This window comes from Ferrimonas sp. YIN67 (assembly GCF_057219095.1).
This window is the reverse complement of record NZ_JBXVVJ010000003.1, coordinates 492,529-505,393: the sequence shown is the minus strand read 5'-3', so window position 1 is coordinate 505,393 and position 12,865 is coordinate 492,529. Positions and strand designations below refer to the sequence as shown.

At 58.3% G+C, this 12,865-nt stretch carries 14 protein-coding genes; 8 read left to right on the top strand and 6 right to left on the bottom strand.

Annotated elements, in window-relative coordinates; all coding sequences use genetic code 11:
• Positions 1 to 18 precede the first annotated feature (18 nt).
• Complete coding sequence (gene ispA / locus AC2D8U_RS09450) at positions 19 to 900, bottom strand: (2E,6E)-farnesyl diphosphate synthase (protein WP_484618792.1); 882 nt, start codon at positions 898 to 900, stop codon at positions 19 to 21.
• 2 nt (positions 901 to 902) lie between these two features.
• Positions 903 to 1,136, bottom strand: a complete 234-nt coding sequence (xseB, locus tag AC2D8U_RS09445) for an exodeoxyribonuclease VII small subunit (RefSeq protein WP_484618791.1) — start codon at positions 1,134 to 1,136, stop codon at positions 903 to 905.
• A gap of 189 nt (positions 1,137 to 1,325) precedes the next feature.
• Between xseB and pomA the strand changes: the two genes are divergently transcribed.
• From pomA to AC2D8U_RS09420, 5 genes are all read left to right on the top strand, one after another.
• Entirely contained in the window at positions 1,326 to 2,090 is a 765-nt protein-coding gene (gene pomA, locus AC2D8U_RS09440; RefSeq protein WP_484618790.1) for a flagellar motor protein PomA, read from the top strand.
• 5 nt (positions 2,091 to 2,095) lie between these two features.
• Positions 2,096 to 3,037, top strand: coding sequence for a flagellar motor protein MotB (locus AC2D8U_RS09435; protein WP_484618789.1), 942 nt, complete (start codon positions 2,096 to 2,098; stop codon positions 3,035 to 3,037).
• A gap of 174 nt (positions 3,038 to 3,211) precedes the next feature.
• Positions 3,212 to 4,666 (top strand): tRNA uracil 4-sulfurtransferase ThiI, encoded by a 1,455-nt coding sequence (thiI, locus tag AC2D8U_RS09430; protein WP_484618788.1) that lies wholly within the window; start codon positions 3,212 to 3,214, stop codon positions 4,664 to 4,666.
• Positions 4,667 to 4,848: 182 nt separating this feature from the next.
• Entirely contained in the window at positions 4,849 to 5,901 is a 1,053-nt protein-coding gene (gene aroG / locus AC2D8U_RS09425) for a 3-deoxy-7-phosphoheptulonate synthase AroG (protein WP_484618787.1), read from the top strand.
• A gap of 266 nt (positions 5,902 to 6,167) precedes the next feature.
• Complete coding sequence (locus tag AC2D8U_RS09420) at positions 6,168 to 6,773, top strand: peroxiredoxin C (protein WP_484618786.1); 606 nt, start codon at positions 6,168 to 6,170, stop codon at positions 6,771 to 6,773.
• Between the two features lie 72 nt (positions 6,774 to 6,845).
• Here the strand turns inward: AC2D8U_RS09420 and AC2D8U_RS09415 are convergent, their stop codons facing one another.
• On the bottom strand, positions 6,846 to 8,048 hold the full coding sequence (locus tag AC2D8U_RS09415; RefSeq protein WP_484618785.1) for a MalY/PatB family protein: 1,203 nt from the start codon (positions 8,046 to 8,048) through the stop codon (positions 6,846 to 6,848).
• Positions 8,049 to 8,443: 395 nt separating this feature from the next.
• Between AC2D8U_RS09415 and sigZ the strand changes: the two genes are divergently transcribed.
• On the top strand, positions 8,444 to 8,977 hold the full coding sequence (gene sigZ / locus AC2D8U_RS09410; RefSeq protein WP_484618784.1) for an RNA polymerase sigma factor SigZ: 534 nt from the start codon (positions 8,444 to 8,446) through the stop codon (positions 8,975 to 8,977).
• A gap of 53 nt (positions 8,978 to 9,030) precedes the next feature.
• Here the strand turns inward: sigZ and AC2D8U_RS09405 are convergent, their stop codons facing one another.
• Positions 9,031 to 9,927 (bottom strand): ketopantoate reductase family protein, encoded by an 897-nt coding sequence (locus tag AC2D8U_RS09405; protein WP_484618783.1) that lies wholly within the window; start codon positions 9,925 to 9,927, stop codon positions 9,031 to 9,033.
• Positions 9,912 to 10,280 (bottom strand): VanZ family protein, encoded by a 369-nt coding sequence (locus AC2D8U_RS09400; protein WP_484618782.1) that lies wholly within the window; start codon positions 10,278 to 10,280, stop codon positions 9,912 to 9,914. Before AC2D8U_RS09400 ends, AC2D8U_RS09405 begins: the two co-directional genes overlap by 16 nt.
• Positions 10,281 to 10,377: 97 nt before the next feature.
• Between AC2D8U_RS09400 and AC2D8U_RS09395 the strand changes: the two genes are divergently transcribed.
• On the top strand, positions 10,378 to 10,863 hold the full coding sequence (locus tag AC2D8U_RS09395; RefSeq protein WP_484618781.1) for a YajQ family cyclic di-GMP-binding protein: 486 nt from the start codon (positions 10,378 to 10,380) through the stop codon (positions 10,861 to 10,863).
• Positions 10,864 to 10,996: 133 nt separating this feature from the next.
• On the opposite strand, the gene AC2D8U_RS09390 is transcribed toward AC2D8U_RS09395, so the two are convergent.
• Positions 10,997 to 11,950 (bottom strand): LysR family transcriptional regulator, encoded by a 954-nt coding sequence (locus AC2D8U_RS09390; RefSeq protein WP_484618780.1) that lies wholly within the window; start codon positions 11,948 to 11,950, stop codon positions 10,997 to 10,999.
• Between the two features lie 140 nt (positions 11,951 to 12,090).
• On the opposite strand from AC2D8U_RS09390, the gene AC2D8U_RS09385 reads away from it, so the two are divergent.
• On the top strand, positions 12,091 to 12,666 hold the full coding sequence (locus tag AC2D8U_RS09385) for a sugar O-acetyltransferase (RefSeq protein ID WP_484618779.1): 576 nt from the start codon (positions 12,091 to 12,093) through the stop codon (positions 12,664 to 12,666).
• The last annotated feature ends 199 nt before the right edge of the window (positions 12,667 to 12,865 follow it).

The following is a 12,865-nucleotide window of genomic DNA, read 5'->3' as shown; positions in this document are numbered from 1 at the left end:
GATCCGCTATGTCTTTTGCTATTGGTTGCGCTCGATGATGTAACGAGCGAAACCTTCTAATTGTTCACTATTGTATGGCAACTGCGACAGTGCTGTCAGTGCGTCTTGATACAGACTCTGCGCTGCATCACGGGCCCCTTGCAGTCCCAGCAGAGCGGGGAAGGTACTTTTGTCGGCTTCCAGATCGGAGCCTTGGGGTTTGCCCAGCTGTTCGGTATCACCGGTAATGTCGAGAATATCGTCATGGACCTGGAATGCCAGACCAATTTTCTCGGCAAAGGTGCGCAGGGCGAGGAAGTGCTCCTCGGCCAACTCTGGCACGCTCAGGCAGCCCAGCTCGACACTGGCACGGATCAGGGCGCCGGTCTTGAGCTTGTGCAGGCGCTCCAGGGTGCCGAGATCGATACTTTGTCCGGTGCTGGCCAAGTCGATGGCCTGCCCTCCGCACATGCCGTTATAGCCCGAGGCTCGGGCCAAGGTGCGAAGCATGGCGATGCGGTTGCCTTCCAGCTCGGCGGGCAGAGGGCATTCGGTTAACAGCTCGTAGGCCAGTCCCTGCAGGGCGTCGCCGGCGAGGATGGCGGTGGCCTCGTCAAAGGCGATATGCACCGTGGGCTGGCCCCGGCGCAGGTGATCGTCATCCATGGCCGGCAGATCGTCGTGGATCAGGGAGTAGGCATGAATGCACTCCACCGCCGCGGCCAGGGGATCCAGGGTTTCCTCGTCGGCCCCCAGCAGGGTGCCGGTGGCGTAGACCAGGAAGGGCCGGGCGCGCTTGCCTCCGAGCAGTGTGCCGTAGCGCATCGCTTCGAGCAGGCGGGGCTCGGAGATCTCGAGCTGATCAAAGGTATTCTCCAGGAAGCGGTTGACCCGCTCCTGGTAGTGGACCAGGGATCGCATGTTTACTCCTCGGTCGGAAAGGGGGAAAGCTCGTCGGCGGGAGAGCGGCTCAAGATCCGAACCTGTTGCTCAGCCTGATCCAGCTTGCCCTGACTGGCCCGTACCAGGCCAATACCGCGCTCAAACTGCTTCAGGGCATGTTCCAATGGAACATCTCCCTGCTCCAGTTGACTCACAATCTGTTCCAGTTCCTGCAAGGCTTCTTCAAAGCTTAGGTTTTCCGGTTTCTTCGCCACGTTGCTGCTCCCGTCCGATTTAGGGGCCAAAGGTACTGTTTTGCCCGGTCAGATTCAATGCGATGGGCCTTGGCGGAAGAATTTTTGCTTAAGGTTGCGAGCCTTGTGCCCGATAAGCAGAATAAGAGCATGTTTTTCTCTCGGTCAGCTGTCCTCGACCGATATCAGTCTTTGTAGTTAGGAGCCCATGTGGATCTGGCAACTTTAATCGGTTTGATTGGCGCCTTTGCGTTCGTGATCATGGCGATGGTGCAGGGTGGCGATGTCACCATCTTTTTCAATGTAGCCAGTGTCCTGATCGTGGTGCTGGGATCACTGTTCGTGGTGATGATGAAATTTAACCTGGGTCAGTTTCTGGGTTCGGTGAAGATCGCCGCGAAAGCGTTTGCCTTCAAACTGGATCGGCCCGAGTCCCTGATCGAACAGTCGGTCACCATGGCCGACTCGGCGCGCAAAGGGGGCTTCCTGGCTCTGGAGGAGGCCGAGGTCAACAACGCCTTTATGAAGAAGGCGATCGGCCTGCTGGTGGATGGTCATGACGCGGAAGTGGTGCGCAACACCCTGGTTAAAGACATCGGCCTGACGGCAGAGCGCCATACCCTGGGCATCGAAGTCTTCCGCAAACTGGGGGACGTCGCCCCCGCCATGGGGATGATCGGTACCCTGATCGGCCTGGTGGCCATGCTTAACAACATGGACGATCCCAAGACCATCGGCCCAGCCATGGCCGTGGCCTTGTTGACCACCCTTTACGGGGCAATCATTGCCAACATGATCGCCCTGCCCATTGCCGACAAGCTGGAGCTGAGGATGCAGGAGGAGATGCTCAATCGGCGCCTGATCATGGATGCGGTCCTGGCGATCCAGGATGGCCAGAACCCACGGGTCATTGATGGTTTCCTGAAGAATTACCTGCGTGAAAAGCAGCGGGCTATCGACACCACCGAGGACTGACGGTTATGTCGGAGTTAGCACCCAAGAAAAAAGTCTCCGCAGGCGCCCCCGCCTGGATGGCGACCTTTGCCGATCTGGCGACCCTGCTGATGTGTTTTTTCGTTCTGCTGCTGGCGTTCTCTGAAATGGATGTGCTCAAGTTCAAGCAGATCGCCGGTTCCATGAAGTACGCCTTCGGTGTGCAGAATCAGGTAGATACCAAGGACATTCCCCGCGGCACTTCGGTGATCGCCCGGGAGTTTCGCCCCGGCCGACCCGAACCGACCCCGCTGGATGTGATCCAGCAGCAGACGGTGGAATTCACTCAGGATGCGCTGAATTTTCAGCCCGGGGAGAGCGATGAGGCGGGGGGGCAGCAGAGCCAGAGTGGTAACAGTCGTGGTGGTACATCGGATCAGAGTGCCAACCGCATGGCTCAGACCCAGCAAGGGCAGGAGCGCCGCCAGGAGCCTGCGAGTGCCCAGCATATCGACGAATTGGCGAAAAAAGTGGCGCAGCAGTTGGAAGATCAGATCCTGGATGGGGCGATCGAGGTCGAGGCTCTGGGTCAGCAGTTGATCATTCGGATCCGCGAAAAGGGGGTCTTTCCTGCCGGTTCTGCCTTCCTTCAGCCCCGTTTCCGTCCGGTGATCCATCGGGTGGGGGAGCTGCTGAAGGACGTGCCAGGGATCATCACGGTGACCGGCCACACGGACAATGCGGTGATCAGCAACGAACTGTATCGCTCCAACTGGGATATCTCGGCTCAGCGCGCCGTGGCCGTGGGCCATGAGATGCTGGCGGTTGAAGGTTTCGAAGGAAACCGGATGATCCTCTCCGGTGTGGCGGACAGCCGCCCCCTGCAAAGTAATGACACCTGGGAGGGGCGCGCGGCCAACCGCCGAGTGGAGATCGCCATCGAACAGGGTAAGGCCAAGGAGTCCGATCCTCTGACGGTAACCCCCTAACCGGACCGCTTGCATTGCGCCCCGCTGGCCGGAGTTCTATGCTCGGGAGACTCGCCCAGGCGCGTCGTCTGGGGGCATCGGGGATCGAGCCATCAATGTCAATGGACGAGACTCGCCCAGGGGCGCGGCCTGGGGTATACTCCCGCGCCTTTATCAGGCAGTGACAGGCATAACATGAAATTTATCGTCAAACTGCACCCGGAAGTGATGATCAAGTCCAAGCCGGTGCGGATCCGTTTCTCCAAGCTGTTGGTGTCCAACATCCGCAATGTACTGCGCAAGGTGGATGAGAACATCAAGGTCAAGTTCAACTGGGACCATATCGTGGTGAATTGCCGCGCGGTGGATCCGGCGCTGCGCGATACCCTGGTGGAACGCCTTGCCTGTATCCCGGGGATCGCCCATTTCCTGGAAGTGACCCAGCATCACTTCGACAGCATTGACGATATCTACCAAGCCACCCTGCCTCTGTTTGCCGACGCCCTGGCGGACAAAACCTTCTGCGTTCGGGTCAAGCGCTCCGGTAAGCATGAATTCAGCTCCCTGGATGTGGAGCGCTACGTTGGCGGTGGTCTCAACCAGAACACCCAGGCCAAGGGGGTTCAGCTTAAGAACCCCGACGTGACCATCAATATCCAGATCGAAGAGGATCTGGCCTACCTGGTGGCCCATCGCCATCAGGGACTCGGCGGCTTCCCCATCGCGACCCAGGAAGATGTATTGAGCCTGATCTCCGGGGGCTTTGACTCCGGCGTGTCCAGCTTCCAGACCATCAAGCGTGGCGCCCGTACCCACTACTGCTTCTTCAACCTCGGTGGTGCCGAGCATGAACGCGGAGTACAGGAGGTCTCGTACTACCTGTGGAGCAAATACGGCAACTCTCACAAGGTGCGTTTCCTCTCGGTACCCTTTGAGCCCGTGGTCGAGGAGATCCTCGAGAAGATCGATAACGGCCAGATGGGTGTCGTGCTCAAGCGGATGATGATGAAGGTGGCAGGCAAGCTGGCGGATCGTTTCGATATACCGGCGCTGGTTACCGGCGAGGCGATGGGCCAGGTTTCTTCCCAGACCCTGACGAACCTGAATGTGATCGATCGAGCGACGGACAAGGTGATCCTGCGTCCACTGATCACCTGGGATAAGCAGGAGATCATCGATCTGTCTCGTGAGATAGGTACGCTGCCCTACGCCGAAGTGATGCCGGAGTATTGTGGCGTGATCTCGCAAAAGCCGACGGTGAAAGCCATCCTGGCCAAGATTGAGGCGGAGGAGCAAAAGTTCTCCGAGGATCTGGTGGATCGGGTGGTCGAGCAGACCCAGTGTATCGATATCCGGGATCTGGCCAAGGTTGGTAAGACCGAGAAGGTTGAGATGGAAACCGTCGCCGAGCCGGGAGCCGGGGAAGTCATCCTGGATATTCGGGCACCGGAGGAGGAGGAGGAGAGCCCCCTCTCGCTGGCCGATAACCAGGTGGTTACCCTGCCTTTCTTCAAGCTGGCCAGCCAGTTTGAGACCCTTCCCCAGGACAAGACCTACCTGCTCTATTGCGATCGTGGGGTGATGAGCAAGCTTCAAGCACTCTACCTGCAGGAGCAGGGCCACAGCAATGTGAAAGTCTACCGTCCTTAAGGGCTTATGGTTTGTTAAAGGCGGGTCCGGTTCGGATCCGCCTTTTTTGATCTCGGAGTGATCCGACCACAGAAGAATTGGTAAAAAAAACGACCGGAAAGGGCCGTATAGATGGCCAAGGTCCCAGGGAAGTGTGGTAGGGTGGAGTTTGATTTAAAAACGCACAACAAGGAATTACCCCCATGCCGTACCGCAATGATGATGTCCGTATCAACGAGATCAAGGAACTGCTGCCCCCGGTAGCGATCCTCGAGCGTTTTCCTGCGACCGAAGCGGCGGCCAACACCGTGTTTTCCGGCCGTAACGCCATTGCCAAGATCCTCAATGGTGAAGACTCTCGCCTGCTGGTGGTGATCGGTCCCTGCTCCATCCATGATCCCCAGGCTGCCATTGAGTACGGTCAGCGCCTGGTCAAGTTGCGTGAGCAGTACAAGGACAGCCTGGAGATCGTAATGCGGGTCTACTTCGAAAAGCCTCGCACCACCGTGGGTTGGAAGGGGATGATCAATGATCCCGGTATGGATGACAGCTTCCGCATTAATGACGGCCTGCGGGCGGCCCGCAAGCTGCTGTTGGAGCTGAACGATATGGGGCTGCCCACCGCCGGTGAGTTCCTCGATATGATCACGCCACAGTACCTGGCCGATCTGATGTGCTGGGGGGCCATCGGCGCCCGTACCACCGAGTCTCAGGTTCACCGTGAACTGGCTTCCGGCCTCTCCTGTCCGGTGGGCTTTAAAAACGGTACCGACGGCAACATCAAGATTGCCCTGGATGCGATCCGTTCCGCCAGCGCATCTCACCACTTCCTGTCGGTGACCAAGTACGGTCACTCCGCTATCGTGGAGACGACGGGCAACGAAGATTGCCACATCATCTTGCGTGGTGGCGACAAGGGCCCCAACTATGCTGCCGAGCACGTGGCCCCCGTGATTGATAAGATGATCAGTGCTGGTGTGCGCGCCAATGTGATGATCGATTTCAGCCACGCCAACAGCGAGAAGCAGTTTCAGCGCCAAATGAATGTCGGTGCCGATGTCTGTGAGCAGATTGCCGGAGGCAATGCCGCGATCATGGGGGTGATGGTGGAGAGTCACCTCAATGAGGGGCGCCAGGATCTGGTCGAAGGTAAGGCCCTCAATTACGGTCAGAGCATCACGGATGCCTGCATCGGTTGGGATGACAGCGCTGCGCTGCTTGGGCAGTTGGCGAAAGCCGTCCAGGCCCGTCGCTAAGGCGGTATCCCCTTGATGAGCCGAAGCCGCCTCCGGGCGGCTTTTTGCGCTTTTTCCGGCCTCCGGCCTCGCCCAGTTCGAGAAACCTCTTCGCTACTGCGGCCCCGTTACGAACAATCGTCGGCGGCATCGGTTTTATCAATTGCCTGAATAGAGACAACAGGTTAGCCCAAGTGGCGGTGGCCAGGTATTCTTGCTCCATCGGTTAGCCAGCGGTTAATCAAAAGAATTTACAGATTGAAACTTGAATCTAACAGGAGTTGATAATGGGCGTATTAGTTGGCCGTAAGGCACCGGATTTCACAGCAGCTGCGGTACTGGGCAACGGTGAGATCATCGAAAACTTTAACCTGGCCGAGCGCATCGAAGGCAAACCGGCCGTGGTGTTCTTCTACCCGTTGGATTTCACCTTCGTCTGTCCGTCAGAGCTGATCGCCTTCGATAAGCGTATCGAAGAGTTCAAGAGCCGCGGCGTCGAGGTGATCGGTGTGTCCATCGATTCCCAGTTCAGCCACAACGCCTGGCGTAACACCAAGATCGAAGACGGCGGCATCGGTCAGGTCAACTACGCGCTGATCGCCGACGTGAAGCACGAGATCTGTCAGGCCTACGACGTTGAGCATCCGGAAGCCGGTGTGGCCTTCCGCGCCTCCTTCCTGATCGACAAGGAAGGTCTGGTCCGTCACCAGGTAGTGAACGATCTGCCCCTGGGTCGCAACGTGGACGAGATGCTGCGCATGATCGACGCGCTGCAGTTCCACGAAGAGCACGGCGAAGTGTGTCCGGCTCAGTGGGAAAAAGGTAAGAAGGGTATGGACGCGTCCCCGGACGGCGTCGCCCGCTTCCTGGCTGAGAACAGCGACGCGCTGTAAGCGTCTCGCCTCGGCAAACCATGAAAACGCCCCCATCCTCGGATGGGGGCGTTGTTGTTTCCGGGCTTAGCCTTATCGACTGGAAACCGCGTCAGCCAGGCGCCGGAAGGAGGCCTGAATCGTCTCCCGCGCGGTGGCGATGTTGAGCCGCTGATACTGCCCCGGCCGCCCGGCAAAATCCCGGCCAAACCAGGTGCCCGGGGTCAGACCCATGCCCGCCTGCTCGGCCAACAGTGCCTTGAGGGCGTCGTCGTCCCGATCCAGTCCGGACAGATCGAACCAGATCTGATACGTGCTTTCCGGGCGGTACAGGATCACCTGAGGCAGATGCTCGGCGACGAAGGCCTGGATCCAGTCCACCGTCTCCTCCAGGTAAGCCAGCATGCCATCCAGCCAGGCCTCGCCCTGCTCGTAGGCGGCGATGGTGGCGAAGGTGGTCAAGGCGTTGCCGTGATCCAGGTACATGCCGCCCAGGGCGTGCTTGAGCTTGCTCAGCAGCTCAGGGTTATCACTGTACAGGTAGCCGTTGGCAATGCTGTGCATGCCGAAGGTCTTGGCCGGGGAGCCCAGCAGGGCCACACTCCGCTCATAGCCCAGGCTGATCAGGCTGGTAAAGCGGTGATCGCCATAGAGGATATCCGAGTGGACCTCGTCGCTCACCAGAAGCAGATCATAGCGCCGGGCGATCTCGACCACCTGCTCCAGTTCTTCACGCTGCCACACGCGGCCTGTGGGATTGTGGGGGTTGCACAGCAGCAGGACTTTGACGTCGTGCTGGCGGATCTTGGCTTCCATATCCTCAAGATCAAAGCGGTACTGGCCCTGCTCGATGTGCATCGGATTGGTGATCACGGTGCGGCCGGCGGCGTTGATCAGCTTTTCAAACTGATGGTACGCCGGGGTCTGGATCAGCACGCCATCGCCGGGGGCGGACAGCTCACGCAGCAGCACGGACAGTCCGCTGAGGACACCGGGGGCGGTGGCGAAATGGGCCGGATCTAAGATCAGCTGATGGCGTTTGTCATACCACTGGCTGATCGCCTGATGGATCGCCGAGGAGGCAAATTCATAGGAATACACGCCACGGTTTACCAGGCGTTGCAGCTCTTCGGTGATGGGCCGGGCGACGGGGAAATCCATATCGGCGACCCAGTAGGGCTGGACCTTGGTGGTGCCGTAGATCTGGCCGAGCATATTGGGATCGTGCTTGATGAAGTCATCGCGTTGGCCCTCGGGGGCCACAGGGGAAAATGGGGACACGGAAAACTGGGACATGGCAAATCCTGGGAATAAGGATCCGGATCTGCTGCGCGCGTCGGCGCGGCGAGCCGAAAGTGTGGTGATGGAGTTAAGACGGAGATCCAGGCTCGGGGACGCAAGGTTTTGGTGCCTTGCCTTGTCATCGATGGTCGTCAGCCTGGCTATCTGCCTGATGCACGGCTCAATCTTGGGCTAAGGCGCCTATCGTTTGATGGTGCCCGGAGGGCAGAACACAGGGATATAGCCTGTCGGAACCAGGGCCTGGGCATTCGCCTGGCGGGGGGACGGAATACCCCAGGGAGGCGCTATGCTCAGTGGAGGGCCGGGAACCCGGTGAACGGATCCAATCTGCGTCTTTTTCGCCGCGCCTCCGTCTCTCACTCTTTGCGCAGAAAAACACAGAGGCCCCCATGCTTTCCCACTGGCAATCCCACAAGGCTCAGCTTCGCGGCTATATCAATAAGCGGGTGGATCAACCGGCCGTGGTGGATGACATCCTGCAGGAGGTGTACATCAAGGCCAGCACTAAGCTGCACCAGCTACAGGCGCAAGGCAGCCTCAAAGGCTGGCTCTATCGCATCGCCCACAACGCTATCATGGATCACTACCGCAGTCAGCGGCCGGTGGAGGAGCTGCCGGAGACCTTGATTGCCGAAGAGCAGGATCCCGGTGAGCGGGCCCATCAGGAAGTGGCCCAGTGTCTGCGGCCCTTGATCGAAGAGCTGCCGGAAAAATACCGGGTCCCACTGGTGATGGCCGAGTTGGAGGGGATCCCTCAGCGGGAGATCGCCGACCGGCTGGGCCTCTCCCTGTCCGGCGCCAAGAGCCGGGTGCAGCGGGGCCGGGTCAAGCTGAGGGAGCAGCTGACCGCCTGTTGCGATATCGAGGTGAGTGGGGGCGGTGTGGTGGGCTATGAGCCCAAGGATCCGCAGCGTCGTTGCTGAGTATTGAGTACTGAGTGCTAAGTACTAAGTACTAAGTACTCTGCGCTGAGGGATCAGGCCGGCTCGAGCTCAGGCTGAGCACTCAGTTGTTGCCACAGGGCATGGTGCGTCGGCAGGGCGAGGCGTTGCTGATCGGCCTGGCGCAACAGGTAGCCGGTAATGGCCTCCAGTTCGGTGGGGCGTCCGGCATCGGCGTCTTGCAGGGTGGAGCAACGGTTGGTCGCGGTAGCGCGGGCGACGGCCAATACGCGTTTTTGTATCTGCTGCGCGGGTTCATCGAAGCCGAGCCGGTGGCCAAGCCGAGCCAGCTCCTGGCAGAGTGATGCAATGACGGCGTCATACTCGGGTGCCAGCAGGGCGCCATTGGTGACGCGATCACGCAGCGCCAGAGGGTTGATCACCGCATTGATGGTCAGCTTCTGCCATAGCAATGACTCGATCCGCTGGCTTTGGCTGAAGCCGAGTCGCTGCAACACTTTAGGGAAAGCGTGGGAGGAGGGTGAGGCACAACCGGCCTGGCGCATGCCATTGCCGGTGTGGCGCAGCGAATGTCGGTCCAGCCGCAAGGCGCCATCGGTCAGGGTGCCCCACCACCACTGACGGTTTGGATACTGTTCCAGCAGCGCCTGCTGGGGGCCCATGCCATTGTGCAGCAGGATGATGGGGGTGCAGTCGGGCAACCAGCTCAGTACCGGCGCCAGGGCCTGCTGGACATCGATGGCCTTGGTGGTGACAAGCAGTGACTGCAGTGGGCAGGGCCGATCTGATGGGTGGGTGGTGAGTGCGTATTCGAGTTGGGTCCCACGTCGGTTTTCGAGTCGATGGGTCCGCTGGGCCGGGTTCACGCCGGGGCGGCGCAACAGGCGGAGCGGAACACGTTGATGCGCCAGCTGCATCGCCAACAGTTGGCCGATAGCCCCGGCGCCGAGGATCCCTACCGCCGCTGCCATTGGCGCAACCCCAGCAGGCAGAGATAGAAACTGATGGCTCCGGCCATATCGGCGATCAGATCGGCCAGATCGGCGCTGCGATAGGGCAGACGCGACTGGATCGCCTCGATCAGCACCGCATAGCCAAACAGCAGAAGCAGTTGCCAGCCTGGCCGGGTGTTACTGGCCCATTGCAGCAGGGCCGCCAGGGCGAAAAAGGCGCCAAAGTGGGCGGCCTTATCAAAATGGGGAAAGGGCTGACCGTACCCGGGGCGGGAAAACACCAGGTAGGAGACGATGGCTAAGGCCAGTAACAATAAGCCCTGGCCCAGTCGGCGCTGAGCAGCATTGGGTTGTAAAATAAAATCCAGCATGGCCATTATCCTAAGCAAGTGCGCTGCTTGCTGTCACCCTTTTCTTGTCGGATGGGGTACACTTGGGCCAGTTTAATTATTTGATCCGGAGGGTGTAATGCCGTCTTTTGATATTGTCTCTGAAGTGGATGCCGTGGAAGTGAAGAACGCGGTGGACAATGCCAACCGTGAACTGGAGATCCGCTTTGACTTTCGGGGCGTGGAAGCCAGCTTCGAGATGAAAGATCTGGTGGTCTCCATCAAGGCGGAAGCCGAGTTCCAGATCCAGCAGATGGAAACCATGCTGCGTGGCACGCTGGCCAAGCGTAACGTCGATGCCAAGGCGATGGAGCTTAAGGGTAAGCCCATCCTGTCCGGCAAGACCGTGACCCGTCAGGCCGTGTTTAAACAGGGCATTGAGCAGGACTTTGCCAAGAAACTGGTGAAGCTGATCAAGGACGCCAAGCTGAAGGTGCAGGCCTCCATTCAGGGCGATAAGGTTCGGGTTACCGGCAAGAAACGGGATGATCTGCAGGCGGTGATGGCCCTGCTGCGGGGCGAAGAGCTGGCCCAGCCGGTGCAGTTTGAGAACTTCCGCGATTGAGTAAGCTGACAGCTTTAAGCTGCAAGCTGCGAGTGACAAGCTAAGAGCGAAATGCGCGTGCTCGAAAGGTGAAAACGCCCGGCGCCCTTGATGAGAAAAGGGACCGGGCGTTTTTATTTTTGCTTTTCTGTATTTAGGGCGCTTCTTTTGCCAGGGGTTGGCAACGGGACAAAATCAGCTCCCGCATCCAGCGATGGCCTGGGTCATTTTCATGATGTTGGTGCCAAAACAGGGTGTAGGAGATGGCCGGCAGTGGGACGGGAAGCGGAAGTATTTCCAAATTCAGTGTTGCAGCAATATGACGGGCATAGCGACCCGGGGCGGTAAGGAGTAAATCAGTATGACTGCAAATGCTGGCGGCGCTGTTGAAGTCAGGCACGTGCATGGTGAGCGTACGATGCTTTTGCTGCTCAGCCAGTTTGAGATCTAGCAGCCAGTGCTCCTGAACATCACAGCGGACTTGAACGTGGCGCGCTGCCAGATAGGGCGCCTCTCCCCAGGGTTGGTTCAGCAGTGGGTGCTCTTTTCTGATTAAGCAGCAAAGCCGATCTTGATACAGCTCACGGCAAATAATGTCTTTAGGCGGCAACAAAGTACGGCGAGCATCCTGAATGTGGATGTCCTTACCAGTAATGCCAAAGTCCAACTCACCCCGCCGCAGGCGCTCCAAACTGTCTGTTTTCCACGTTTGGGCGTCAAGAGTGATGGACGGCGCCTGGGTGTGCAGCTCTACCAAAAAATGAGGCAGCAGCAGCGGGTACATGCTTTCGACCATGGCCAGCATAAAACAGCGCTCGCTGCGGTTGGGTTGAAACTCCCCTGGCTGCGTCAGGGCTTCTATTGCACTGAGTAACTGCTTTAATGGCGCCGCGAGATTGCGGGCATAGGGGGTGGGTTCCAGTCCATGGGACAATCTGACAAACAGTGGGTCATTAAACTGGCTACGCAATCGAGCCAGGCTCTTGCTGATGGATGACTGACTTAGGTTTAGTTTTCGGGCAGTTTTGGTCACGCTGCGCTGTTCTAACAGTGCATGCAAGCAGACGAGCAAGTTCAAATCGAGACGAGACAGTTGTTCAAACGACATCAAACTCAGGCCATGTTATTCCCCATAAGAAAATCATACATGATATCTATTCACTAGTTCCAATATCTCTGTGGTCCTACACTGGGTGCCAGAACCGGGAGGAATGATACTCTTCCCTGGGGTACTTTAGAGTGGGTGTTATGACCGAATACGAAAAGATGCTGGCGGGTTTGGGTTACGATGGAAGTGATTCCTATATCAAAGAAATCAAGCACCTGGCCTATCAGGCCCTACAACAAATCAACCATGCTGTTAGTGTCGACCAGGCGCAGCAGGAGCTCCGATCATTGATGACTTTGGGGCAGGGCTGTTGGATCACGCCGCCGTTCTATTGCGAGTTTGGACGTCACATTGAGATGGGGGAGCACAGTTTCCTGAACATGGGGGTTACCATGCTCGATGGGGCTCGCATTACTCTGGGACGCAATGTGATGGTGGGCCCCAACTGTCAGTTCTATACCGCCAGCCATTCACTCGACCATCGTCAACGGCGCAACTGGCAGACCATTTGTCGACCCATCGTGGTGGAAGATGATGTTTGGATCGGCGGCAGTGTAGTGATTACCCAAGGTATAACTATCGGTCGAGGCGCGGTCATTGCCGCCAACTCAACGGTGACCCGGGATGTCGAACCGTTGACTCTGGTGGCGGGTTCACCGGCCCGGTGTGTTCGCCGTTTAGAAATGGGGGAAAGTGTGGAAGAGTGCGGTCGGTAGATGTCATCATCAGCACTCCAGCTTGAGAACTTCCGCGGTTAAGTTATACCAATCGTATTAAGAGCAGACTCTAGGTGCTGGGGCGGACTTCGCCCTGCTAGCAAACGCTACAGCACGACACCAGATGCAAAAACGCCCGGCGCCCTTGATGAGAAAAGGGGCCGGGCGTTTTTTTGTTCTGGTTACGCTATCGGCGGGA

Coding starts and splice junctions, on each gene's coding strand:
- AC2D8U_RS09415 (WP_484618785.1), bottom strand. CDS start 8,048: ATGTCCCAGTTTTCCGTGTCCCCATTTTCCCCTGTGGCCCCCGAGGGC.
- AC2D8U_RS09385 (WP_484618779.1), top strand. CDS start 12,091: ATGACCGAATACGAAAAGATGCTGGCGGGTTTGGGTTACGATGGAAGT.
- aroG (WP_484618787.1), top strand. CDS start 4,849: ATGCCGTACCGCAATGATGATGTCCGTATCAACGAGATCAAGGAACTG.
- sigZ (WP_484618784.1), top strand. CDS start 8,444: ATGCTTTCCCACTGGCAATCCCACAAGGCTCAGCTTCGCGGCTATATC.
- AC2D8U_RS09420 (WP_484618786.1), top strand. CDS start 6,168: ATGGGCGTATTAGTTGGCCGTAAGGCACCGGATTTCACAGCAGCTGCG.
- AC2D8U_RS09400 (WP_484618782.1), bottom strand. CDS start 10,280: ATGCTGGATTTTATTTTACAACCCAATGCTGCTCAGCGCCGACTGGGC.
- AC2D8U_RS09435 (WP_484618789.1), top strand. CDS start 2,096: ATGTCGGAGTTAGCACCCAAGAAAAAAGTCTCCGCAGGCGCCCCCGCC.
- ispA (WP_484618792.1), bottom strand. CDS start 900: ATGCGATCCCTGGTCCACTACCAGGAGCGGGTCAACCGCTTCCTGGAG.
- AC2D8U_RS09395 (WP_484618781.1), top strand. CDS start 10,378: ATGCCGTCTTTTGATATTGTCTCTGAAGTGGATGCCGTGGAAGTGAAG.
- AC2D8U_RS09405 (WP_484618783.1), bottom strand. CDS start 9,927: ATGGCAGCGGCGGTAGGGATCCTCGGCGCCGGGGCTATCGGCCAACTG.
- AC2D8U_RS09390 (WP_484618780.1), bottom strand. CDS start 11,950: ATGTCGTTTGAACAACTGTCTCGTCTCGATTTGAACTTGCTCGTCTGC.
- thiI (WP_484618788.1), top strand. CDS start 3,212: ATGAAATTTATCGTCAAACTGCACCCGGAAGTGATGATCAAGTCCAAG.